Source organism: Cesiribacter andamanensis AMV16 (assembly GCF_000348925.1).
Classification (GTDB): Bacteria; Bacteroidota; Bacteroidia; order Cytophagales; family Cyclobacteriaceae; genus Cesiribacter; species Cesiribacter andamanensis.
Genome location: NZ_AODQ01000017.1, coordinates 1 through 24,290 on the forward strand (window position 1 = coordinate 1; position 24,290 = coordinate 24,290).

The following is a 24,290-nucleotide window of genomic DNA, read 5'->3' on the forward strand; positions in this document are numbered from 1 at the left end:
ATTTTACTGGTCAGGTTCATTATGATATTAATAAGCCTCGAATACAATGTCACCAATCCCCCTGCCCCTTACGCGGGCCGCCCTTCGCCAAGGGGGATTTCGTACGTTATCCTTCTGTAGGTAAAGAGCTTAATCCATAATTCACGTTAGCTTTAGCTACTACGGTAGCGGCAGTAAAAATGCTCAGCTGCAGCGATTCCCCTCCTGAATTAGGAGGGGCAGGGGTGGTTTTGGGGTAGCTAAGGGATGGAAGCGCCAAGCGGAGGCTCCCTCTACAACAAAAAGAGCCGTCCAACAGGGCGGCTCTTTCATTATCAGATGTTATGAACGTGTGTTAGAATTCCCAGAGCTCGTGCTCCAGTTCCAGCAGTTGCATTTCTATCCACTGAGAGGCCATAAGACCGTCTTTGTTGCTGCGGTTGTAGATATCCACCAGCATAGAGTCATCAGGGTTGGCAACTTTGATGATGCGGCCGCTAAACAGGCGTAGGGTAAAGGCATCAGCCAGGTTCAGGTGACCGGCACTGTTGTGCGGGTTGAACCAGATGGCTTCGCCTGGCATGCTGCGGAACAGTTGCTCTACATCTTTGTATTTAAAGACGGCAACTTCGCGCAACAGGCCTGTTTCAAACTGTGAGGCAGGGATTACCAGCTTCACGGCCTGAATATCCCAGTACAGACGGCTACGGCGCTTATCGAAGATCATGTCTTCCATCAGCTCCAGGGTAGTGATCTGGCGGGGCAAGAATTCGGTAGCAGAGGCACTGGACGCTCCTGATGAAGCTCCGGCATTGTTTCCTGCAGCACCTGAATTGTTGTTGGAGCCCCAGCCGCTGGTATCCCAGCCGCTGTTGTTCTCCTGCGAAAAGCCCATTGCTTTTTCTTCCTCAGTAAGCCCTCCGCCGGTATCCGGCATCTGCAGGTTGGCAAGGAAATCCTCGCGCGACATGCGGGTTTTCAGAGAATCATTTGCATAGGGAGTAAGGACCCCCGCCTTTACCGCCTCAATCATGATCTTGCTGATCTCATTGTTGTAGGCAAAGAAGGGCTTGTTCTGCTTTTCTTTCAGGTCAATGCGGCGCCATACCCGCTTTTTCAAGAGGATATCCGATTCGCGTATCGGGCGTACAGAGTTCTCATTGTACTCTGAGGCTCTCTCTTGTGCTATAGCCGGGCTGGCTCCTGCCAGGAACATGGCGAATGCACCTATGTACCAAAATCTTTTCATATACACCTGTTTTAACAACACCTTATTCGTTTATGGGAAGTGTGAAGGTTTTAGTACCCATGGGCACATCCAGCACTTCGTCACGGAAGTTCATCCGCTTCACTTCAGTCACTTCTATTACAATCCTGTCGCCGGGTCTTGCCTGGGCAGCCCACTGACGCAGGTTTACTTCTGGTCCGTTTACTTTCTGGTTGGCTACGGGGCGGTTGCCACGGGCCAGGTATACTGTATAACCGGTTACACGGAAGCGGGCATCTTTAGGAAGGAATTCCTTAAAGCTGGCGTCAGCATCGGCACGCATTACAATACGGCCCAGCTGTGCAGCTTTGATTCCCTGCTTCTGATCCAGTTCCCGGCCACCATCGGTAGGGATGATATCGGGCTTAGGCACCAGGCGTACACCAAAGTTCTCGCTGCCAATGAAGGTACCACCGCTGCTTACGTTCAGTTTTACATTCTTGGCGTTCGGTACCAGGGTTACAATACCAGGCTTGTTGCCTTGCAGTACAGAAGCACCATCGGCGGTGAAGTTTGGCTGGTAGGCAGTACCCAGGGCAGGTACCTGCACGTTCAGCTCGTTACCGCACTGCAGGTAAAGGGCCTGCACAGAAGCAGACTGTACCTGAATTACCGGCTTGGCTACAAAGTACTCGATGGTATTGGTGTAGGTAGTATCACGGCCGCCGGGCAGTGTTACACGGATCTCCGCTTTGTAGGTTTGCTTGGCCAGGCCATCGGCATCGTAGCTGCTGGCCGAGGCCGGAAACTCAACTTTACCAAAGCCATCAGGACCTACAGGCAGTTTCTTGCCGTTTACGTACATGTCCGGGGTAATGCTGGAAGAAGAAGCGGCGATGAACATATCGGCCGTATACTTGGTACCAGCGGCTACCACCCGGGCGTTTGGCAGTACCATGGGTACTACGCGGTCAAACTTCACGTCTTCTGCACCTACTTTGCGGGCCAGCTCATCCAGGGCCGCTTGCTCGCGCATCAGCACTTCGGTTTCGTATTGGGTAATGGTGGCCAGACCAGCTACAAGAGGGGTTTGTCCGAAGTTCAGCTCGGCAAAGTTCTTGCTCTTCTGGTTAGGGTCATTGGCAAAGATGGGGTGCTCGGCACCATCATAAGCGATCGGGTCGGTCTTCACACCTGATTTTTGCTGCAGGAAAGCAGCATAATCATTCAATTGTGCTTTTAGCTCCTCGCCTTTCTTCTTATTGATCATCAGGTTGGCCAGTACCTCTTCGTCATTGATGTTAACGGGGGTTACGCCGTCTTCACCAAAGCCGCCGGTCTGTTGTACCAGATCTGCTTTGATCTGATTCAGTTCGGCAATGATCTGTTGCGTGCGCTCCCGCACTTCGCGGGCGGTCTGCAATACTGCAGCGTCGTCTTTACGGTTTCCGGATTCATCTACCTGCTTCTGGATGCGCGACACAAGGTTGCTGTTTCCAGTATTGGTTTCGGATACGGTATGCTCTAGGCTTCTGTTAATGAAGATGAACTTTTCTAGTACTGTGTTGCTCACTTGTAGGGCGAGCAGGGCGGTCAGCACCAGGTACATCATGCCGATCATCTTCTGCCTTGGGGTTTCTTTTCCTCCTGCCATTGGGTTTTCCTTAAGTTGTGGTTAAGTACCTGATAAATTGGTTAGGAGTGATTAGCGGGCTTGCTGCTGTCCGCCGCTACGCATGGCCGTCAGCATGCTGCCGTACACATTGTTCAGTGAGCTCAGGTTAGTGGTAAGGGCAGACAGTTCTTTCTTGAATTGCTCGCTTTCCTTGCTGGCCTGGGCCATATTGTCCATTGCGCTTGAGATGCTGGCGTAGAATTTGTTCATGGCCTTCACGTGGCTGTTGGCATCCTGAAGTTCCATTTCGTACACCGCATTCAGTGCACCAAGGTTCTTGGTAACGTTCTGAACCTGGTTGTGGTATTCTTTGGCGTCTTTGCTGGCGCTGGCCATAGCCGACATGGCCTCTACAGTAGAGCCGTACGACTTGTTCATTTCTACCAGTGACTTGGAAGCGCCACGTACGTTGGTAGCATATTCTTCAGTGGCTACAGCAGCGTTGCTCAGGTTGGCCATCTGCTTGGCATTCACCGCCAGGCTCTGCATGCCCTGACCCAGGCTCTGGATCAGCTCAGGACCGATCTTGTTGCTTTCCAGCATGTGGTCCAGCTTCTTGGTGATAGAACCGTTGCCATTTGACTGGGCAGCCAGGCGGCTGGTAGGCTCACCGTCAAAATCGTCGGCCAGCTCGGGATATACTCTAGACCAATCGGGATCGCTGTGCTTGGGTTCAAAGGCACTCAGGAAGAAGATAATTGCCTCAGTCATCAGACCGATGAAAAGCATGGTGTTTGCACCTTCCCAGTGAAGGATTTTGAAGAGGGCACCTACGATTACGATGGCGGCACCGATGCCGTAAATTTTAGGCATGATAGAACCATATAGCAGGTTCATGAATCCACCTTTCTTTCTGCTCATTTTCTTAAGGATTAGGGTTTATGATGAAGCTTGTTAATTAGAAATCACTTCTTGAGCGGCCAATGTGGGTCATGGCACAGCGGAAGCCAATGTACGAGCGAGCTGAGTCTTGGTACTCAAAGCTGCGGGTACCGGTCTGGAGATAGTAGGAAACGTCTTTCCAGGATCCGCCACGAACTACTTTGCGTGGTTCGTTCTCATCGAAGTAAGTAGGGTTCAGGTCCCAAACAAGGGGTACAGCAGCGGGGTTGAAGGCATCTTCGCACCATTCGGCTACGTTACCGGCCATATCATAGAGACCAAAGTCATTTGCAAAATAAGATTGTACGGGAGAGGTATAAGCGAAACCATCATCGTAGTAGTTCCCGCGCCCTGGCTTAAAGTTGGCCAGCATACATCCTTTTGCGTTGCGGATGTAGGGGTTACCCCAGGGATAGGTGGCCATGTCCCGGCCGCCACGGGCGGCATATTCCCACTCAGCCTCAGAAGGCAGGCGGAAGGCAGGCATTACAAACTCGCCCTGGCTTTTGCGGTACTCGTTGAGATAGTCGGTACGCCACTTGGTAAAGGTTTTGGCGGCTACCCAGTCCACACCTACTACAGGGTAGTCGTCGAAGGCGGGGTGCATGTAGTAGTATTCTGTCAGCGGATCGCCCATGTGGTGGGTAAAGTCCTTCATCCACACGGTTGTATCGGGATACAGCTGCTGCATGATGAAATCTTCGCCGAGGGTGCTCACAGAATCTTCGAGCATGGCGTTCATAAACTGGCGATACTCGTTATTGGTGATCTCGGTATCGTCCATGTAGAAGCTGCCGATGGTAATCTGCTTGTTGAAGTTGATTTGGGTCTGGGCAATGTCTTCCTCGGCCTGTCCCATATGGAACGTACCGGCAGGCACAACCACCATACCATACGGCGTAGTCGGGGTCCAGCCTTCGCGGCCTTGTACACCCACCAATTCGCCGTAGTCTTCACCAGATCGACCACCGAACAGGCCGCAGCTTTGGATAGAAGCTGCCGAAGCTATTATCATACAGTAGGTAATAGCTTTCCTGAGGGATAGCACTTTATTCATAACACCTTTTATTGTTTAACATCTGTTTCTCACCTGTATGACCCAAAATTATAGGGTCTCACTCTTCCATACCTGTCAATACCGGCCCAAATCTGTAGCTTGTAATATTTAGCCGGAATTGCAGAAAAATAACTACACCTGTATATTCTGTCTCTGGTAACGCAAAGTCCTGATTTTTATTGGCTTATTCGTGCCTAAATCTTGGATTGCGTATAATTTTTTTGCTGTTGGGTGTTGCCTGCGGCAGGGTATAACTGAGCACAACTTCGTGCGATCCTGCACGGGATTTTGCATCCATCCCCTTGATCACCATATCAAAGGAGTACCCAAACCGGAGCGATTTGTCCTTTAGTACGCTATAACCCGTAATAATGTTTATTGATTCCCCCTGCCGAAAAGACAATCCTGCCCAATATTTATCATCCAGGTTACCTATTGTCGAGAGGGTAAAGTTATAGCCGTTAAAATCGGTCTGTACCAGCATCGAGGGGGTAATGGTTACTTTGCGGCCATATTCGTAATCATAGCCGAAGATAAAGTTCATGTGATTCTCCAGCGGGTTGGTGGCCAGGTCGCTGGCGTATTTAAATTCACTCTTCACCAGGTGGCTGAAGGCTACCCCGCCAAACACCTTCTCAGAGCGGAAGTACACCCCTGCCCCAAAGTCGGGCTGGATCTCATAGGCCTGCCCAATCTGCAGCAGGCGGTCATCCATGTCATTGGCCTGAAACCTGGAGTTGTCAATGGACTTGGCAATGGCGCCCAGGCGTGCTCCAAAGCTCAGCTTGGTACGCAGCTCTTTCAGGTGCAGGTGGTAGGCATAGGAGCCCTGCAGCTGCAGGGTAGATTCAGGGCCCAGGCGGTCCTGCACAAAGTGCGCCCCAAAGCCGCTGCTCAGGCGGTAGATGGGGGTGTTGAAACTGACTACCTGTGTGGTAGGATTTCCGTAGCCATAGCCAGCCCACTGAGTACGATGTACAGCCGTAAGACGCGTAAGCCCCTCTACCCCTGCAAAGGCCGGGTTGTAGAACAGGGTATTAAATGTATACTGCGTAAACTGAGCATCTTGCTGCGCCAGTACCTTGCCTCCCCCCACCAAAACAAGGGTGAGCAATAAACTGTATATCTTCCTCATAAGCCTGGGATGGTTGTGCTCTTAATATAAAAGAAAAATCCGGATATACCGGATTTTCTGCTAATTTATAGAGTAGGAAGTTAAGTCTGCGCGAAATGTAATATTTCCTATTTAATTTTATTCGCCTTTTTTATATAGAGCTCCAGGGCGCCGGTCATAGAAGGGGCATTGGGGTGCGGAGCCTCAATATCCAGCCGCAGGCCGGCATCCAGCACCGCCTTGGCGGTAGTAGGCCCAAAGGCGGCAATGCGTGTTTCCTTCTGCTCAAAATCCGGAAAATTCACAAAAAGCGAGTTGATACCCGAAGGGCTGAAGAAGGCTATGATGTCGTAATTGACATCGGCCAGGTCAGAGAGGTCGCTGGCTACGGTGCGGTAAATGATGGCCTCGCTGTAAGTAAAGCCGTTCTCCTCCATAAACTGCGGAATATCTTCCTTGCGAATATCCGAGCAGGGAAAGATGTACTTCTCGTTCTTATGCTTTTTGAGGATCTCAATGAGATCGTTTGCAGTGCGGTAGCCGGTAAACACCTTGCGCTTGCGCACCACAATATATTTTTGCAGGTAGTTTGCAGTTTGTTCGGAGATGCAGAAATACTTCATGTCGGCCGGTATCTCTACCTTGCTTTCCTGCGCCAGACGAAAAAAGTGGTCTACGGCATTGCGGCTGGTAAAGATCACCGCCGTATGGGCCAGTATATCGATCTTTTGCTTCCGGAAGTCCTTGATATCGGCAGGCTCGATCTGGATAAAAGGCCGGAAATCCACCTTCAGCTTGTACTTCTCCGCCAGCTGGTAGTAGGGAGATTTACTGTCGCTGGGTTTTGGCTGAGATACCAGAATGCTCCGGACTTCTTTCAGTTTGGGCTCTTTTTCCTTTTGTGTCATGTGGATTCGAACAGTTTGCTCAAGGCAGATCAGACTAATCAATAAGTAGCTTAAGACCAACCAGAAGCGGCAGTATTTCTGTGGCGCAAAGGTAAGAAAATAAATAGGTTTTTCTAAAGTTGGCCAGTTGCATTAGTTTAAAAAAGATCAGACCTATGCGCAGCAGCGCAAAGATCAGCACTACTTTCAACAACAGGCTGGCGCCGGCCGACACCTGCATGGGCAGGCTCAGAAACACCACCGCTACCGCCGCCAGCAGCATGGAAAAGAACATCTGGGAGATGCGCAGAAAATCAAAATAATGCACCGAGGCAAATTCCTGAAAGTTAAAGATGCCCGCCATGATCTGCAGCATAAAGTACTTGATCAGCTGCAGCAGCAGCACCAGGGCCACCAGCCGCAGCCAGCTCCAGAGGTAGGCCCCAAAGCCGGGATCGGTCCCCAGCCAGCCCAGCTCGGGCCAGTAGCCGGCCGCATGCAGCAGCACCAGCAGCAGAAAGGCAAAAAGCGCACTGTATACGACAATAAAGAGCAGCTGCCCCGGCCCCCCCAGCTTATAGGCAAAGGCCGAGCTGGAATTGGGCATCCGATCTGAGAGCACCTCCCCCAGGCTGTAATAACTGCTGAACACCCGCGGAAAAAGGTTGCGCAGCATGGCCAGCCCTGCCAGGATCAGCACCAGGGCTATCACAAAGAAGTTATCGAAATTGCGGGAGGGCCGCTCCTGTACTTTTAAGAACTGTTCGCCCACATGGCTTTCGGTTACGGGCAGGCTCTGCTGGCCTACCACCGCCAGCTGCACCTCCGGCAGCGACAGGGGGTAGCGGTACAGGGTTACCAGGCAACTATCGCCATAGAGGCTGCGTAGGCTGTCGACCGGGTACACATAACTACCCCCCTGCGGGTAGTGGGCTACTACATTCTGATTGATCAGCAGGGAGGCTTCTGGCGGAGCGCCAATCAGCAGCAGGTAGCTCTGGTACTGGTGCAGGGGCAGCCAGAAGGTGGCCGCATTTGACAGAAAAGGGGTGCCCCGCACATAGGGCAGGTAGCTTTCTACATCATCGTCGTACACCAGCAGGTCGGCTTCCAGATCGTGCACTATGGCATACTGGCGCCCCTGCACCTGCAGCAACTGACTAAAAGCAGGCCCTGCCACCCCCAGCAGCAGTACCAGCAGCAGGTAACACTTATGCTTTGGCATAGATTTTAGGCTGTTGTCTGCCAAAGATGGCCAGCAAAATACTAATGCCCGCCGCAACCCCAATCTGCGCCAGCAGCAGGCCGGTATTGCCCATGTCTGCAAACCAGATGGTACCTACAATTACCCCCAGGTTGATCATGATCATGAGAGTAACTACCATGATCTGGGGCAGGCCCAGCTGCAGAAAGCGGTGGTGCAGGTGATTTTTTGTCGGGGCTGAAGGGGGAGCGGCCATTGCCAATGCGCATGGCAAACACCCGCAGCGTATCAAATACCGGAATAAACAGAATGGCCACAGCCGTAGCCGGCGCTGCCGGCACCGCCCGCAGCTCTACAAATTTAATGGCCAGCACGGCTATCACAAAGCCTGAGACCAGCGAGCCGGTATCGCCCATAAAGATGGAGGCCCGGTACATGTTATAGCGCAGAAATCCCAGAATACCCCCTGCCAGGCAAAAGGCTACAAAGGCATACTCAATGCTGTAAAAGTAAAAGAAGGTACCAAAGCACAGGGCAATGAGCAGAATAATGGAACCGGCCAGGCCATCCAGCCCGTCAATAAGGTTAATGGCATTGGTAATGCCCACAATCACCAGAAAGGTAAACAGGTAGCTGATGCCCAGCTCCAGCTCGCCAATGCCTAAAAAGCCCTGCAGGCTGGTAATGCGCACATCGCCCATGAACATAACAATAAAGGTGGCGATGATCTGCACAAAGAATTTCTTGAAGGCCGATACCGAGATGATATCGTCCTTAACACCGATAAAGAACATGACAATGCAGCCGGCCAGCAACTGCTGCACACCATCTCCGAATTTTCCAAATATGGTGACTGCCGACATAAAGCCTGCAAAGATGGCCAGGCCGCCCAGGCGGGGGGTCAGCATCTCGTGGATGGTACGATGATTGGGTTCGTCGTACAGCTTTTTGCTATGACTAACACGTATTACAGAGGGTACGGTAAAGAGAGAAACAATCAGCGCCCACACAAAAGCAATCAGCAGACTCAAGTACATAGAAACGGCTTTTATCCAATACCAAAAGTACACCAAATTTCCGGCAACACAAAACCAGTCAGAAGCGACTGGTATACCCAAAATGCACCTGGGAACTTCGCAGGGACAGCGGCTGATGCTGCTGACGGCCAAGGGCATATACCAGGCTGAACAACCCGGCACTGGTCTGCAGGCTCAGCCCGCTGCCCAGGCCGGCGGGCCAGTCCTCATAGCGGGTATCCGGCAGGCGGTAGTGGAGCCAGCCCTGGTCATAGAACAAAAACAAAAAAGAAGAGTTTCCGAACTGCTGCCGCACTTCTGCCTGCAGCAACCCGTAGCGGCTCGCAAAGAGCGACTGCTCCCGAAACCCCCGGATCGACTGCAGCCCACCCAGGCGGTAGAGGTCGGGCAAGAAAAGGCGCTCATCCTGCAAAAAGGCTGCCTGGGTCTGCAGCACCAGCGTAGTGCGGGGCGCCAGCCGCCAGTAACGCTCGGCGGCCCACTCGGCACTTAGCTGCAGGCTTTTGCCTGTACTAACAGGGCTTCCGTCCGGTACGGCGGTGATCTGCTTGGGACCGGCCAGCACCCCTCCTTCCAGCCGGTAGCCCTGGCGGGGAAACAGCCGGCTGTCCAGCCGGCTCCACTCGGCCCGCAGGCCCCACTTATGCAGCCTGAAACTAGCCAGGTTTGGGCCCCTGGCGGCATCCAGCAGGCGGGCATCCTTAAACTGGTACTCCAGCCCCAGCAACAGCCCCCCTGCCTGCCGGCTCTGCAGCTGCACGGAGGCCATACGATTCAGGAATTGTTGCTGCTCTTTGAGCAACCCCCCTTCCAGCGCCAGGCTCAGGGGGGAGCCCAGCAGGTAAGGATGCCGGTAGGCCAGTTTCAGCTGCTGCGATTCTTCGTTGGCCGCTGCCAGTTAACCGCCAGCAGCTTGCCGCCGCCAAAGGGGTTCTGCAGCAGCAGGTCCAGCTGCCCGGTCAGGAGTACACCCCCTGTGGGGCGCGACTGCAGGCCCAGAATGCCATCGAAGCGGTTGGCAGGCCGCTGGCGGAGGGTGAGCCACAGCCGCGCCTCCCGGTTCTGAAAGCTCAGCCGCGGCGGCTCGGCCAGCCGCAGGTAGGGCAGCATCTCCAGCCGCTGCAGGGCCTCGGCTATGCGCTGCTGGCTAAAGGGCTGTCCGGGCTCAATACCCAGGTGCGCTGCCAGAAAGCGCTGCCGGATGCGCACATCGCCCGTAAGCTGCAGCGAGTCAAAGGTAATGTAGGGACCCGGGTCGTAGTAGAGCGAAGCGCTTATGCTGCCGGGCACTATCTGCAGGGAATCGAGCCGTACCTGGGCAAAGGGGTAGCCGCTGTTTTCGGCCGCTTCTACCAGGCGGCGCATCAGCTGCGAAACCTGCTGATAGGAAAAGGGCTTCTGCCGGTAAAAGCGCTCCCGGTAGCCCGCCTGCAGCAGCATGCGTTCCTCTACATTACCGGGCCGCAGCTGCAGCCAGCTGAAGGGCTCGCCTGCCGCCAGCAGGTATCGGCTGCTGTCTGGCCCTTGCTGTAAGGGGAGCAGTTGAGCCAGCAGATAACCCTCGGCCTGCAGGGCCTGCAGCACCGTACGGGCCTCCCGCAGGGCCGTAGCCGAATCGGGCTGTTGCGCCTGGTAGCGGTAGCGGCTCAGGAGTGCTCCCTCTGCCGCACCGGCCGGTTCCAGCAGCAGCAGGTGCTGGGCATGGCAGAGGGGAGCCAGCAGCAGCCAGCACAGGCCAAGCAGTATAAGGGCTCTCCCATTCATTCCCCCTAAAGTACGGAATTTACCTCATCCATTTCATGAGGGTTATGGAATGATGGCTATTCAATAGAAGCCCTAACCTCCGCTCGTGCGAGCTTGCAGCTCGTACGTTTACCCATTCAACTGGAAGTACCAGCTGCTAGCTCGCACGAGCGTTTTAGCACCAGTGAATGAGTATGCATTACCAGAATACACAAACATGAGTCATCCCGAATTTTCTAAATGGCTAAAACAGCCTTAGATTACTGTATTCTAGCCCAAAAACATAAAGAAGGGACGTCATCTCGACCAGCGGGAGAGATCCGGCATAGGACAACTCATTACTAAAAACTTTCCAAGATCTCTCCCCGCGCGGCGGCCGCGCTGGTCGAGATGACAGCCTACCTTAATAAAAAAGGCCTCAAGATTCATTCTGAGGCCTTTTTTATTAAGTGTCCCGCTAAAAAATTCGGGATGACTCATGTCTATACCTTAGGCAGGTATGTATATTTGTGTGCCGGGCCCGGCTTGTTAGTGCGCCGCGGCCTGAGGATTGCTTGCTTCCTTAAGGGTGATGGTACGGGTTACGGGGTTAAAAGGACTTTCTACCCGATTGCCGTTGCCGTCCAGCAGCTCCAGCTGAATGGTGGTTTCGCCCATGGGCAGGCCGGTAATGTAGTAGGGCTTCCACTCATTGATCATAAACTCCTGCCCGTTGATGGTGGCCCGTACCTTGTGGCCGTTTTCCTGCAGATCGGCATTCACCAGGTAAAAATCCAGCATGATGCGCTCGGTATCCTTACCCTCATACTCGCCTTTGGGGCGGCTGTAGAACATATGGGGCTGGGTAAGGTCTACATTCTTGTTTTCGGCATTGCCAACCGTAAACTGGCGTAGCACATAGGCATCGGGCGTTTTGATGCTCTCATGATAGGAGCGGCTCAGGAAGGAAAGCGCTACATAATGGCCGGCGCTCAGCTCTTTCTGATGGGTGGTCTTGTAGAGCGCATCATAGGGATCGTTGTTTACAATCAGGTGAATGTGCTGCCCCTGCTGTGAGTTTGCCAGCATTTTGTTGTGGGCATCCTCGGTCATTTCAGTGAGCTTGAAATTCTTGATGTTGTAGCGGAAGGTAACGGATTCGGAGCGAAATTTCTGGCCATCGGTAGGCTGTATCTGCTCCAGCATGGCATCCGGAAATTCGGGCGAATCTTCTCCTTTGGTAAGCTGTATGGAAGATTGCGCGCTGTTGCCAGCGTCTACAGAGGTGGCGGTAGTGTCGGTTGCGGCTTGTTCGGCATCCCGATTGGTGCCGGAATCACAGGCGGTTAGCAGGGCGCCTGCCATCAAAAAGGAAAAAAATAGTGAATTATTCATAGTGGCTGTTTGGTTGATCGTTCGCTATCTATAGCTAAAGTAATAAAAATAGAATTTGTTTGAAAAACTGCTAACTTGCGCTACTCATTTACCATACGAAAGAAACGAGCAGAAACCATTATGAGTCAGGTATTATACGATGAGGTTCCCTCGCTGGACCTTGCAGATTTTCTGAGCGGCGACCCACAGCGGAAGCAGCGGTTTGTAGAAGAGCTGGGCCGTGCCTATCAGAACATTGGCTTTGTGGCGATCAAAAACCACGGCCTTAGCGATGCCCTTACCAACCAGCTCTATACTACCATTAAAAAATTCTTTGCCCTGCCCGACGAGGTAAAGATGAAGTACCACCTGGCCCACCTGGCCGGACAGCGGGGCTATACCCCCAAAGGAAAAGAGCATGCCAAAGGCCGCAATACAGGCGATCTGAAGGAGTTCTACCACGTAGGCCAGGAGGTGGAGGGCAACGACCCCATCCGCAGCCAGTACCCTGACAATGTATGGCCCACCGAGATCCCCGAAATGGAAGAGGTGTGCGTTACCGCCTACAAAACCCTTGAGAAAGCCGGCAAGCACATGCTGCAGGCCATTGCCCTGTACCTGGGCCTTGATGAGTTTTACTTTGAGGATAAGGTGCGCAACGGCAACTCCATTCTGCGCCCCATCCATTACTACCCCATCGAAAATCCCGACAGCGTACCGGCCGATGCCGTACGGGCTGCCGAGCATGGCGATATTAACCTGATCACCCTGCTGATGGGCGCCAGCGCCGACGGCCTGCAGGTACTGCGCCGCGATGGCCAGTGGATTCCCATTACGGCCCTGCCCGAGCAGGTGGTGGTAAACGTGGGCGACATGCTGGCCCGCCATACCAACGACTACCTGAAGAGCACCATTCACCGTGTGGTAAACCCGCCACGTGAAAAAATGAACACCAGCCGCTTCTCCATCCCCTTCTTTATGCACCCGCGCTCCGAAATGGACCTGACGGTGCTGCCAAGCTGCGTGGATGCCAGCCACCCCAAGAAGTACGACGACATTACTGCCGGCGACTTCCTGAACCAGCGTCTGGCCGAAATCGGACTTAAGAAATAAGCGCAGCCTATGCCACTCTGCGGGCATAAACGCATACGCACCTCCCCTATAGTGCCTGAAGACTCCCGCTCATGAGTCTCAGGCACTATATTTTTTTAAAGGAGGTATTCCTGTTTGCCCTTACGGCCTTTGGGGGTCCGCAGGCGCACTTTGCCATGATGTTCGATATTTTTGTGCACAAGCGCCGCTACCTGAGCGAGCAGGAGCTCATTGAACTCAACGCACTCTGCCAGATTCTGCCCGGGCCTACCTCTACCCAAACCATTACCGCCATTGGCTTTCGGCTGGGAGGACCTACCCTGGCCTACCTGACGCTGCTGGTCTGGGTGCTGCCGGGCGTAAGCTTTATGACCCTGGCCGCTATTGCCATCCACTGGCTTGAGCAAAATGGCGTATCGCTGCACTTCACCAAATTCATTCAGCCCATTGCCGTGGGCTTTGTGGCCTTTGCCGCCTACCGCATCAGCTTTAAAGTAATCAATTCCAGGCTAAGCATTTTTCTGATGGTGGTGGCTGCCGTGGTCTCGTACTACATTCGTACCCCCTTTGTGTTTCCGGCCCTGCTGCTGGCCGCCGGGGTGGTTACGGCCTTTGATTATAAGCAGCATCCCAAGGAAGTAAAAGCTCCCTTTAAGGTAAACTGGTCCAACTTTCTGCTCTGGGCAGGGGTACTTATTGCCGCTGCGGTAGTGGGCCACTATACCCGCTGGTTGCCGGTGCGGCTCTTTGAGAACTTTTACCGGAATGGCAGCCTGATCTTTGGCGGTGGCCAGGTGCTGGTACCCCTGATGTATACCGAGTTTGTGGAATTTAAGCGCTACCTGACTTCCGAGGAGTTTCTGACCGGCTTTGGCATTGCCCAGTCGCTGCCCGGTCCCACCTTCTCCTTTGCGGCCTACATCGGCGCCATGAGCATGCAAAAGCACGGTCTTTCCGGCGAGCTGCTGGGCGGCCTGGTGGCAGCTGCGGGTATTTTTCTGCCCGGCACCTTTCTGATCTTTTTTGTGATCCGCTTCTGGACCCGGCTAAAACAGTACCGGCCGGTAAAAGCCTCCCTGGTAGGCATCAATGCGGCCTCGGCCGGACTGGTGATTGGGGCGGCCATTCTGCTCTTTGAGCCCATTGAAAGTACCCCCCTCAACATCGGCTTTATTCTGCTCACCTTTGGGTTGTTGCTGCTCACCCGGGTGCCTTCCTTTCTGATTGTGCTGGTGGGCCTGCTGGCAGGCTTTCTCTTGTAAGCGTTTCCCTTTCTTCTACCCCCTATAGGCGCAAACACTTCGGCTACTGACCCCCTGCACAAGTTCGGTACATACGGCAGAAGGGCTTTTTAGACTTTTTTCAAAAAAAATAGGGGGCAGCCTTGGTACTTTGGCAAATTACTACTTGCTTTGCATATCGAATGAATATTCAATACATGAAAATAACCGATAAGCGAGAAGCCATCTTACAGGCCACCATGCAGCTGATCACCGAACATGGCTTTCATGCCACCCCCATGTCAATGGTGGCCAAGCAGGCAGGGGTAGCAGCCGGCACCATTTACCACTACTTCAGCAGCAAGGAAGAACTCATCAACAAGCTCTATGCTGAGCTCAAGCAAAAGATGGGCGCTGCCCTGCTGCAGAATGATGCCGGCAGCAGCAACATCCGGGAGCGCTTTTTCCGCTTTTACCGCAATCTTTATACGCACTTCATCCAGCACCCGGACGAATTTGGCTTTCTGGAGCAATACGCGAATTCGCCTTATATCAGTCAGGCCTCCAAAGAAGAGAACCAGCAGTTCTATAAGCCGGTAGTAGATTTTCTGCTGCAGGGCATGGAGATGGGGGTGCTGCGGGGAATGGAGCAGGAGCTGATCACTGCCCTGGTGTACGGGCATGTAGTTTCGGTGGCCAAACTGCAGCTCTCCGGCCAGCTTGAGATTACCGATACCCGCCTGCAGCAAGCCATCCAATCCTGCTGGGATAGTGTGAAAATCAATTAAGGCCCCCCTCTCCCTCGAGTGAACCTGTACGTTCACTCTTTTTAGCACGTACGCATAGAATGAATATTCAATACAAAAAAGATGAAAAAGACTGTTTTGATTACCGGCGCCTCCAGTGGTATTGGCAAAGCCAGCGCCCTTTATTTTGCCCAACGAGGTTGGAATGTTGCAGCCACCATGCGCCGGCCCGAGCTGGAAACCGAGCTGCAGCAGCAGCAGGGCATCCGTCTCTTTTCCCTGGATGTAACCCAGCCCGAATCCATCGAGAAGGCTCTTGCCGATACCCTGGCCCATTTTGGCCGGCTGGATGTGGTGGTGAACAATGCCGGCTACGCCATAAAAGGGGCCTTTGAGGCAGCCAGCCCGGAGCAGATCCAGCGGCAGTTCGATACCAATGTATTTGGCCTGATGCAGGTGGTGCGGGCCGTGCTCCCCTATTTTCGCCAGCAGGGGCAGGGCACCATCATCAATGTGGCCTCCGTGGGCGGCCGGCTTACCTTTCCGCTCTACAGCCTGTACCACAGCACCAAGTGGGCTGTTGAGGGTTTTTCAGAATCGCTGCAGTATGAGCTGGCCCCTCTGGGCATACGGATAAAAATTATTGAGCCTGGACCCATCAAAACCGATTTCTATGATCGTTCGCAGGACCTGGTCACCAAAGAAGGGCTTACCGCCTACACCCCCTACCAGCAGGCCGTATTGCCTCTGATGGACAAGGTAGCCGCCCGGGCTGAGGGGCCCGAAGTAGTGGCCAAAACCATTTATAGCGCCGCCACCGATGGCAAAAGCAGGCTCCGCTATGCCTCAGGCCGGGGCACGGCCGCACTTCTGCTCATGCGCCGGCTGCTGTCTACCACCCTGTTTATGGGCATGGTGCGTCGGGTGGCCGAGCGCGGCCGCAAGCAGGGGATGCCAAATCAATAAGCTTCCCCTGGCATTACAGCAGGGGTAAGGTCCGCAATGCTCATGTAGGCGCAGGCTGCCTGCAGGCGGGCAGCGGAGGGCAGGCAGGGGTGGTGAAATTCTCCGGATTTTACTATCATTAGTCCTGCAACTCCTTGTTGTTCCCCATGCTAAGACGGCTGTTCAGATACTTCTATGTCCTGCTGCTAAGTCTGCTGGCCCTGCTGCTGCTCTTTGTAGGGCTCGCCTGGCTGCTGGCCCTTCTGCCCGCCAATGCCGATGCACATCCGCAAAGCGAGGGGGTAGCGGTGTACATTACCACCAATGGGGTGCATGCCGATTTTCGGGTGCCGGTGCAGACGGAGGTGATCGACTGGCGTCAGCTGCTACCCCTCAGGGACTATACCGGTGCCGATAGCCGCTTTCGCTATGTGGCTTTTGGCTGGGGCGACCAGGGCTTTTACCTCCATACCCCGCAGTGGAGCGACCTGACGCCCGGCACGGCCGCCCGGGCCCTGTTTATGCCCAGCCCTACAGCCATGCATGTGACCTACTACCCCCATGCCCCTGCCACAGGCAAGGATAGTCGACGCCTGTACCTGAGCCCGGAGCAGTACCGGCAGCTGGTGGCCTATATTCAGCAGAGCTTTGCCCGCACCGCATCCGGAGAGCTGCTGCTGATCCCGGGGGCTGGCTATTCCCCTTATGATAATTTTTACGAAGCCCGGGGAAGCTACACCCTCTTCTACACCTGCAACAACTGGGTAAACGAGGGGCTACAGAAAATTGGGGTTAAAACCGCCCGCTGGGCGCCCTTCGACTGGGGGGTGATGTATCATTTGGAAGAGTAGTGGGCAGCGAGTAGAAGCGATCTTCCCAGTCTAGTATTGTTGGTGAAAACACCAACAACTGGACAGGTTTTCATATTGTAGCCGGCGGGCCAGCCTTACTGTTGAAAATGGAGAACCGGGGTACTAAGGATTGTTGGTAGCCGGTAATGAGTATGGGGTATAGAGAACTGGAGATTAGGTATTTGGTAGGGGGCATCCAGTTGTTGGTGTTTTCACCAATACCTTCCCAATTGTTGGTGTTTTCACCAACAACTCCAGCGGCTTATCTATTCTGTATGCTTCGTTCGTTTAGTAACCTTTGTCACCTGCAAAGCTGATTTCCTAAGTCGGCTGGCTGAAAGATGCTGCAGAGGCGTTGTTGGTGAAAACACCAACAACTGGACTGGGTAGTATCTCTTCTCTCACGGCGCTCCCCTTTGTCGGTGTTTTTCACCAACAAATCCTTTAACTCTCACCACTAGGTACACTGCGATTCGCCACCTCACCGATGCTTTTCCACCCCTACCTGCCGGCACATGGGTAGCAGCAGGCAGGTGGAGCAATGGGGCAGGCGGCCGGTGCAGATGTGCTTGCCAAAGGGTACCAGCAGCTTGTTGATCTCTACCCAGTACTGCTTCGGTAGTTTTTGCTGCAATTCCATCCAGGTTTTTTCGGGTGTTTGCTGGGTTACATAGCCCCAGCGGTTGCTCACCCGGTGCACATGAATATCCACGCCTATGTAGGGTTGGTGTGCAGCAATGCCCAGGGCCAGGCCGGCGCATTTGGGGCCAACCCCCTTAAAACCTGTCAGCAGGGCAAAATCTGCCGGCAGCTCACCGCCATACTGCTCCTCGGCCTGCCGGGCTATTTCCAGAATGGTAGCGGCTTTGTTGCGGGCATAGGAGCTTTCCTGGATCAGCTCAGCCAGCTGCTCGGGGCTCAGCTGCAGCATTTCCCGTGGGCTGCGGGCCCGGGCAAACAGCCGCAGGGATACCGGCGTGGTTACTTCATCAAAGGTGCGGATGGAGATCAGGCAGGCCACCAGCTGCTCAAACAGGCTGGTGTAGCCCCGCTCGTACAGATCAAAGAGGGCGGCAGGGGGCAGGGGGGCCGTCATCTGCCGCAGCAGCAGCACCATTCGGTCGATATCGAGGGGTTCTTTTTCCATCTCCATATGCCAGATACAAGCTGGTTGAGGGGTAGATGGTTTAATAAAAAAAGAGCCCTGCCAGGGGTGGCAGGGCTCTCTATTTTTATAGGACTCCCTTAATTATACTGTCCGTAAAACTGCCGGCAGGCCACCGTAAGCTGGTTAAAGATGGGGGCGGCAAAATTGTGGAACATCTCCTGCGGCGGCGGAGGAGGCACATCCCGCTGCTCTACGATCTTTCTATGCTTGGGCTCCAGCGCCCGCTCATCGCCATTGAAGTAGCCCCACTCGCTGAACCACACAAACTCGCCCGGAAACTGGCGGTGCTGCAGCACGGCATTGGTGCGGGCATCTACAATGTACATGCTTACGCGGCCTCTGGAAATGATCTCCTTGCGGAACTTGGTAAGCTTGGCTTCTACCGTGCCATATACGGGAACTACCGAATCACCTTTGATCTTAACAGTACCAATCTGCACACTATCGCGCTTGAGCTGCTCCCGCAATTCGGAGGTATGCGTTTCGCCGATGATAAATTCATCAAACTGAATGCGTACGTAATGATCGGGCTGCTTGAGCTGCTCAGCCTCAGCTTCGGGCTGTGAATAGAAGCGCACAAACTGGTGCTGCGGACGGGTATTGTGCAGGAAGGCCTCTACCTGATCCTGAAAGTAGTTGGCATCGAAGGCATAGCGACCCGGCACGGGGATCTGGTCTACCAGCACCTTTAAGGTAGCCAGGTAAAGGGCTTCAGCCATTTTCTGCTCGCTGTCGCGGTAGTTGGGCACATAATAGTGCGTGGCCCTGAAATGGTCGTAGGCCAGGCGGGCGGCCTCCCGGGTTCCCTTGTTCAGCTCCAGCTGGCCGGCGGCATAGCTTTCGGCAGCTGCCATATCGCGGGCATCGCGCAGCTGGGCGTGATAGTGGCGGGGGTTGGGAATAATGGCTAGGGCACCGGGCGTATGGCGGATGGCATCGTAGAGCGTATTGAGCTGCTCATAGCGATCTACCACGCCCCGCCAGCGGTTGGCCCCCTGCAGGGTATTGAGGTGGATGATATCCGACTCCAGCTTTTCTACCGCCATCGGGTAGGCCTGGCGCAGCACCTCGGATGATTTTTTGTGATCGGGGTTTTTCTTAAGCCGGTCAATAGCCTGCAGGGTGGCACCATAGTAGTTGCCCTTTTCCCAGGACTGTTTGCCGGAGCTGCAGCCAACAGCGGCCAGAGCCAGCAAAACAACGAGTATGTGTATAGCCTGCTTCATACGCGGGTAAGGATTGAGAGTGTGTACTGGTAAATACAGAAATAATGCCAATTCTGTAATGAGCATCAAATAATAAAAAAAGCCCCAGCACGGCTGGGGCTCTTGTAATATTATTTCACTTCTGTTCACTTCTGTGCCACAGGGGCTTGGCGAAAACGGGCCAGGCCCTCATCCAGAAACTCCACAAAATTCTGCACCTCCAGATCATAGGCCTTGGGCGGCGCCAGCAGCGCTTCGGTAACAGGATCAACCAGGGTATAATAGGGCTGCGCATTGGCATTAAGGCGCTGGATCATAAAATCCAGGTTTTGCTTGCCGATGGAGCTTTTGAGCTTGTTGTCGTAGGCGCTGATGTACCATTCGCTTTCGGGTAGCTGGCTTTTTTCATCTACATAGAGGGCCACCACCACAAACTCTTCCTGCAGGCGGCGCAGCACGGCGGGGTCGCTCCAGACAGTGGCCTCCATTTCCCGGCAGTTTACACAGCCATGGCCGGTAAAGTCGATAAAGAGCGGCTTGTTTTGCGCCCGGGCACAGGCCAGCGCCTGCTCATACTCAAAATAGCCCGTCAGCCCGTGGGGCAGGTGCAGCAAGCCCTCGAATTTGGGTACTTCACACAGGGCAGGCAGCTCCGCTTTTTCTTCGCCCTTTAAAATGGCCACCAGGTTAAAATCATGCGTGCTCATGGGGGGCAGGTAGCCCGCAAGTGCCTTCAGGGGGCGCCAAACAGGCCCGGGATCAGGTAGAACACAAAGCCAAAGGTACCAATGGCCATAATCAGGCCCAGCACCGAGGTATGCTGTTTTGGGCTATCGTGCGGCATGCGCAGCTTGCCCAGCAGGTAAAAGCCCATCAGGGTAAAGATGATGATCCAGAGCGCCAGGTATACCTCGCGGTCCAGCAGGCCCCAGTGGTAGGTCTGGTCGGCTACGCTCAAAAACTTAAGGGCCAGCGCCAGCTCCAGAAAGCCCAGCACCACCTTTACCGAATTGAGCCAGCCGCCGCTTTTGGGCAGTGAGCTAAGCCAGCCCGGAAAAATGGCAAAAAGCGTAAAGGGCAGCGCAAAGGCAAGCGAAAAGCCCAGCATAGACACAATGGACTTCAGCCCGATCTCGTCGGCTGTTTCGATAAGGATGGTGCCGGCAATGGGGCCGGTGCAGCTAAAGCCCACCAGCACCAGGGCAAAAGCCATAAAAAACACCCCTATGAGCCCACCCCGGTCGGCCTGCTTGTCTACCTTGTTCACAAAGCTACTGGGCAGTGTAATGTCAAAAAGGCCAAAGAAGGAGAGGGCAAAGAGCAGAAAGATAAAGAAGAACAGCAGGTTAGGTAGCCAGTGAGTACTGAGCTCATTGGCATAATCGGCCCCGAACACCTTAGCAAATATTACGCCCAGGCCCACATAGATCAGGATAATGGAAAGTCCATACCCCAGCGCATAGAGCACCCCCCTGCGGCGGTTCTTCTCCCCCATTTTAATGAAATAGGTAACCGTAAGGGGAATCATAGGGTAGATGCAGGGGGTCAGCAGGGCCACAAAGCCTGCCAGCAGGGAGACCAGAAACAGGGCCCACATCCCCTGCTTCTCTGCTCCTTCGGCCTCAACATTATAGGGGTTGTCAAAGGGGGCTAGGCGCCGTACGGGCACCTCCCCTTCTGCAGCAGCAACCTCAGGCGCTGCCTGCTGAAACGGCTGGCTGCCGGCAGGGGTCTGGTCCTGACCCGCAGGTTCGGGGCTAGACCCCTGATCTGAGCCCGGCTGGGAAGAATTGGGCGCGCCCGGCTGCTCCAGGGGTATGGTATTGCCGGGCTGGCGCTCCAGGCCACCCGTGCCTACGCTCTTTTCCTGGGGCTGCTTTTCGCCCTGTTTGGGGGGTTGGATCTGCTCTTCGGGCGCCTGCTGGCTGGCGGCTGTTCCGCTTACGGCAATAGCCGGAATAGCCAGATCGGTATCAAAGGGAATGCACTGCCCCGTAACATCGGAGCAGATCTGGTAGCTCACCGTAGCGCTGATCTTCGGATTGGCTTGTAGTACCTTTACCTTCTGGCGAAACTCGGCTGTGCCGGTAAAATAGGTGTATTCGCCCTCCCAGATCTCATCGTACTTGCGCCTGGCCCCAATGGGCCGTACCCCGCCCTGCAGCTGGTAGCTGGCGTGGGGGGCAAAGGCAAACTCGGTAACGGTAGGCCCCAGCTCGGGATCAAAATCAGAGGAATAGAGGTACCAGTCTTTGGGCAGCTGCGCCCGGATGATCAGCTCTGCCTCCCCTCCCTGCGTTACGGAAGCAGGGCTTACCGCTACCGTCCAGCGCGGGGCCTGCATCATTTTCGACTGGCTGCCCGGCGACTGGCCCAGTTGGGCAAAAGCAGGCAGGCCAAAGGCCATTAGCAGAACAAACAGGATGGGGGCAGCTAGTTTCATAACGAGGCGTTCTGGGAAGATCTCTCTGCAAAAGTAACACAATCAGGCCATAAAAAATTGTGCCCTTTGTCACAAAGAGGGCAAGCTCCTGCTTTCGCACCCTCCTCCTTGATGCTCAAACCTGCTATATGTCATCATCTTGTGGCTGCCCGGCATCCCGTTCTTCTCCTTGCTCTGTTCCCCATGGTAGCCAGATCTTCCCTTACTTCTGGGGCTTTGGTGCCGGCAGGCCGCCACGCTGCAGGGAAAAGGCCCGCCGGAGGGGGGCATGATTACGCATACCTGCTCAGGCCTGCAGGTAACGCCGGTACCAGTCGGCGGCCAGTTGGGCTACCTGCTCCAGCTTGCCGGGCTCCTCAAACAGGTGGCCGGCCCCGGGCACCACCTCCAGCCGGCTGGGAGAAGAGAGCCGGGCCAGGGCAGTCTCATTTAGCTGCACCACCTCATGGTCAAGCGCCCCCACGATCAGCAGGCTGGGGGCTGTTACTGCGGGCAGATCGGGCAGTGCCAGGTCGGGGCGGCCTCCCCGGCACACCACTGCCTGCACATACTCCCCCAGGCGGGCGGCTGCCATCAGGGCCGAGGCTGCTCCGGTGCTGGCCCCAAAATAGCCGATGGGCAGGGCCTGCAGCTCATTGAGATTGCCGGCCCAGCGCGTAACACTTACGAGCCGACCGGCCAGCAGCGCTATATCAAAGCGGTTTTCATACCGCTGGTCCTCTTCTTCGGTGAGCAGATCAAAAAGCAGCGTGGCCAGCCCGGCCCGCTGCAGCAGCCTGGCTACTTTCTGATTGCGGGGACTAAGGCGGCTGCTGCCGCTGCCGTGGGAGAAAAGTACCAGGCCGGTGGCCTCATCGGGCAGGATCAGCTCACCTTCCAGGTGAATGTGCCTGCCTACGGGTATGGTTAGTGCTTCCCGGATTATCTGCATGCCTAGCGGGGTCTAAAATTTCTGCGTTTGTGCAGCAGTGCTGCCACTTCCTGATCGGCTACCTGGTCAAAGGCCTGGTAAAACTGCCCAACGGAGCGAAACTCCCGGGGGCTGGCCAGGCAAAGGGTCTCATCGGCTACTGCCTCAATTTTTTTAAGGGCCTCCGGGGCCGATACGGGCACGGCCACCACCAGCCTGGCTGGCTTGGTGCGCCGGAGCAGGTCTATAACCGACAGCAGCGTGTGGCCGGTGGCTACCCCATCGTCTGTCAGAATTACCGTTTTGCCGCTTAGGGGCAGGGGGTTCTGGTCTTGCAGGTAGGTGTGGTAGGTAGTTTCCAGCGCCTGCCGGATACGGGCGATTTCAGTTTCCAGATACTCCTGCGGCACTGCTATGTCCCTATTCACCACGTAACCATTCAGGCTTACCGCCCCTATGGCGTACTCTTTATTGGTGGGATGGCCAATTTTCTTAGACAGGGCAATCTCCAAGGGCCAGCCCAGCGCCTGGGCAATCTCATAGCCAATGGGAATGCCCCCGCGGGGGACCCCTACTACCACCCCCTGCTGGTCTTTGAAGTGCTCAAGGCGGCTGGCCAGGGCCTGGCCGGCTTCTTTTCGGTCGGTAAACATGGCGCTGGTGGTTTAGGTAAAAAAAGGCTTTACAAAAAAATAGGGCCGGTCTGCAGGCCGGCACACCCCAGGCTAGACCACAGAATGTCAGCTAGTTATCTAAAGTAAACACAAAAAAGCCACTTTGCAAAAAGTGGCTTTTCATAAATGGCGTTAAAGCGGGAGGGGTTATACCAGTGGCAGGTTCACCAGTGCATCGGCTATGGGCGAATCACCGCTGGTCAGCTCAAACACTTTGTTTTCGGTATGGCGAATGTCCAGACAGGCCACCATGGTTTTGGCTACATCTTCCCGGGAGATGCTGCCATCATGATTTTCAAGCTTATCGGCTACGCGGATCTTGCCGGTACCGGCATCATTGGTAAGCCGGCTGGCGCGCAGAATGGTAAATAAAATACCACTGAACTTAAGCTCCTTATCAGCCTGGTGCTTGGCCTCCAGGTAGGGTTTTAGGTCGCTGGGTCCTTTGCGGGGGTCATCGGCACCTATGGAGCTGAGCATGATAAAACGCTGCACCTTGTGCTTATAGGCATCTTCAATGAGCTTGATGGCGCCTTTTTCGTCTACGGCCCGGGTTTTATCCTCGCCGGTATCGGGTCCGGAGCAGGCCACAAAGAACACGGCATTGACCCCCTCCAGCGGAAAGGTCTTATCTTTTTCCAGATCGGCCACAACGGGTTTGGAGCCCAGCTGCTGCATTTCGTCGGCCTGGCTGGAGTCGCGTATCATGGCAAGCACCTCGTGGCCTTTTTGGCTCAGCATTTTTACCAGGTGGTGCCCTACTTTTCCATGGGATCCTGCTACAAGTATTTTCATATCAAAAAATCTGGTCTGCGTTATCTAAACTAAAAAGATGAAAAAATGGTAAGCCTGGGCCTACCATTTTTGGTATTTAGTTAACACATCCGGACAGGAGTTG

23 protein-coding genes are annotated in these 24,290 nt (G+C 54.6%); 5 read left to right on the top strand and 18 right to left on the bottom strand.

Annotation, left to right across the window (positions count from 1 at the left end; genetic code table 11):
* Nucleotides 1–334: 334 nt before the first annotated feature.
* From porN to ADICEAN_RS04940, 11 genes are all read right to left on the bottom strand, one after another.
* Nucleotides 335–1,228 (bottom strand): type IX secretion system ring subunit PorN/GldN, encoded by an 894-nt coding sequence (gene porN / locus ADICEAN_RS04890; protein ID WP_040396266.1) that lies wholly within the window; start codon nt 1,226–1,228, stop codon nt 335–337.
* A 22-nt stretch (nt 1,229–1,250) separates the two neighbouring features.
* Complete coding sequence (gene porM / locus ADICEAN_RS04895) at nt 1,251–2,840, bottom strand: type IX secretion system motor protein PorM/GldM (protein WP_009194426.1); 1,590 nt, start codon at nt 2,838–2,840, stop codon at nt 1,251–1,253.
* Nucleotides 2,841–2,891: 51 nt separating this feature from the next.
* Nucleotides 2,892–3,722, bottom strand: a complete 831-nt coding sequence (gene porL, locus ADICEAN_RS04900) for a type IX secretion system motor protein PorL/GldL (protein ID WP_009194427.1) — start codon at nt 3,720–3,722, stop codon at nt 2,892–2,894.
* Nucleotides 3,723–3,759: 37 nt separating this feature from the next.
* Nucleotides 3,760–4,800 (bottom strand): T9SS ring complex lipoprotein PorK/GldK, encoded by a 1,041-nt coding sequence (gene porK, locus ADICEAN_RS04905; RefSeq protein ID WP_009194428.1) that lies wholly within the window; start codon nt 4,798–4,800, stop codon nt 3,760–3,762.
* Nucleotides 4,801–4,984: 184 nt separating this feature from the next.
* Complete coding sequence (locus ADICEAN_RS04910) at nt 4,985–5,935, bottom strand: PorP/SprF family type IX secretion system membrane protein (RefSeq protein WP_009194429.1); 951 nt, start codon at nt 5,933–5,935, stop codon at nt 4,985–4,987.
* A gap of 107 nt (nt 5,936–6,042) precedes the next feature.
* Nucleotides 6,043–6,822, bottom strand: coding sequence for a uroporphyrinogen-III synthase (locus ADICEAN_RS04915; protein ID WP_009194430.1), 780 nt, complete (start codon nt 6,820–6,822; stop codon nt 6,043–6,045).
* Between the two features lie 34 nt (nt 6,823–6,856).
* On the bottom strand, nt 6,857–8,026 hold the full coding sequence (locus ADICEAN_RS04920) for a DUF4271 domain-containing protein (protein ID WP_009194431.1): 1,170 nt from the start codon (nt 8,024–8,026) through the stop codon (nt 6,857–6,859).
* 41 nt (nt 8,027–8,067) lie between these two features.
* Complete coding sequence (locus tag ADICEAN_RS04925) at nt 8,068–9,042, bottom strand: glycosyltransferase family 4 protein (protein WP_009194432.1); 975 nt, start codon at nt 9,040–9,042, stop codon at nt 8,068–8,070.
* Between the two features lie 58 nt (nt 9,043–9,100).
* Nucleotides 9,101–9,940, bottom strand: a complete 840-nt coding sequence (locus tag ADICEAN_RS04930) for a BamA/TamA family outer membrane protein (protein ID WP_083879674.1) — start codon at nt 9,938–9,940, stop codon at nt 9,101–9,103.
* Entirely contained in the window at nt 9,907–10,806 is a 900-nt protein-coding gene (locus ADICEAN_RS04935) for a BamA/TamA family outer membrane protein (RefSeq protein ID WP_009194434.1), read from the bottom strand. Before ADICEAN_RS04935 ends, ADICEAN_RS04930 begins: the two co-directional genes overlap by 34 nt.
* A 507-nt stretch (nt 10,807–11,313) precedes the next feature.
* Nucleotides 11,314–12,159 (bottom strand): hypothetical protein, encoded by an 846-nt coding sequence (locus tag ADICEAN_RS04940; protein WP_040396269.1) that lies wholly within the window; start codon nt 12,157–12,159, stop codon nt 11,314–11,316.
* A 120-nt stretch (nt 12,160–12,279) separates the two neighbouring features.
* Here ADICEAN_RS04940 and ADICEAN_RS04945 point away from each other — a divergent pair, with 120 nt between their 5' ends.
* The 5 genes from ADICEAN_RS04945 to ADICEAN_RS04965 all read left to right on the top strand — a co-directional run bounded on the left by ADICEAN_RS04945 (nt 12,280) and on the right by ADICEAN_RS04965 (nt 16,992).
* Nucleotides 12,280–13,251 (top strand): isopenicillin N synthase family dioxygenase, encoded by a 972-nt coding sequence (locus ADICEAN_RS04945; protein WP_040396271.1) that lies wholly within the window; start codon nt 12,280–12,282, stop codon nt 13,249–13,251.
* 71 nt (nt 13,252–13,322) lie between these two features.
* A complete protein-coding gene (gene chrA / locus ADICEAN_RS04950) occupies nt 13,323–14,492 on the top strand; it encodes a chromate efflux transporter (protein ID WP_009194437.1) in 1,170 nt (389 codons plus the stop codon).
* Between the two features lie 176 nt (nt 14,493–14,668).
* Entirely contained in the window at nt 14,669–15,238 is a 570-nt protein-coding gene (locus tag ADICEAN_RS04955) for a TetR/AcrR family transcriptional regulator (RefSeq protein ID WP_152426318.1), read from the top strand.
* 81 nt (nt 15,239–15,319) lie between these two features.
* On the top strand, nt 15,320–16,162 hold the full coding sequence (locus tag ADICEAN_RS04960; protein WP_009194439.1) for an SDR family oxidoreductase: 843 nt from the start codon (nt 15,320–15,322) through the stop codon (nt 16,160–16,162).
* A 146-nt stretch (nt 16,163–16,308) separates the two neighbouring features.
* Nucleotides 16,309–16,992 (top strand): TIGR02117 family protein, encoded by a 684-nt coding sequence (locus tag ADICEAN_RS04965; protein ID WP_009194440.1) that lies wholly within the window; start codon nt 16,309–16,311, stop codon nt 16,990–16,992.
* A gap of 481 nt (nt 16,993–17,473) precedes the next feature.
* On the opposite strand, the gene ADICEAN_RS04970 is transcribed toward ADICEAN_RS04965, so the two are convergent.
* The 7 genes from ADICEAN_RS04970 to ADICEAN_RS04995 form a co-directional block, all read right to left on the bottom strand.
* Nucleotides 17,474–18,145: an endonuclease III domain-containing protein gene (locus tag ADICEAN_RS04970; protein WP_009194441.1), complete on the bottom strand. Its 672-nt coding sequence runs from the start codon at nt 18,143–18,145 to the stop codon at nt 17,474–17,476.
* Nucleotides 18,146–18,237: 92 nt separating this feature from the next.
* Nucleotides 18,238–19,386: a hypothetical protein gene (locus ADICEAN_RS04975; RefSeq protein WP_009194442.1), complete on the bottom strand. Its 1,149-nt coding sequence runs from the start codon at nt 19,384–19,386 to the stop codon at nt 18,238–18,240.
* Between the two features lie 125 nt (nt 19,387–19,511).
* Nucleotides 19,512–20,072 (bottom strand): thioredoxin family protein, encoded by a 561-nt coding sequence (locus tag ADICEAN_RS23680; RefSeq protein ID WP_009194443.1) that lies wholly within the window; start codon nt 20,070–20,072, stop codon nt 19,512–19,514.
* Between the two features lie 26 nt (nt 20,073–20,098).
* Nucleotides 20,099–21,808 (bottom strand): cytochrome c biogenesis protein CcdA, encoded by a 1,710-nt coding sequence (locus tag ADICEAN_RS04980; RefSeq protein ID WP_009194444.1) that lies wholly within the window; start codon nt 21,806–21,808, stop codon nt 20,099–20,101.
* 286 nt (nt 21,809–22,094) lie between these two features.
* Nucleotides 22,095–22,739, bottom strand: coding sequence for a dienelactone hydrolase family protein (locus tag ADICEAN_RS04985; protein WP_009194445.1), 645 nt, complete (start codon nt 22,737–22,739; stop codon nt 22,095–22,097).
* 2 nt (nt 22,740–22,741) lie between these two features.
* Complete coding sequence (locus tag ADICEAN_RS04990) at nt 22,742–23,371, bottom strand: phosphoribosyltransferase (RefSeq protein ID WP_009194446.1); 630 nt, start codon at nt 23,369–23,371, stop codon at nt 22,742–22,744.
* Nucleotides 23,372–23,539: 168 nt separating this feature from the next.
* Entirely contained in the window at nt 23,540–24,187 is a 648-nt protein-coding gene (locus tag ADICEAN_RS04995; protein WP_009194447.1) for an SDR family oxidoreductase, read from the bottom strand.
* Between the last annotated feature and the right edge of the window lie 103 nt (nt 24,188–24,290).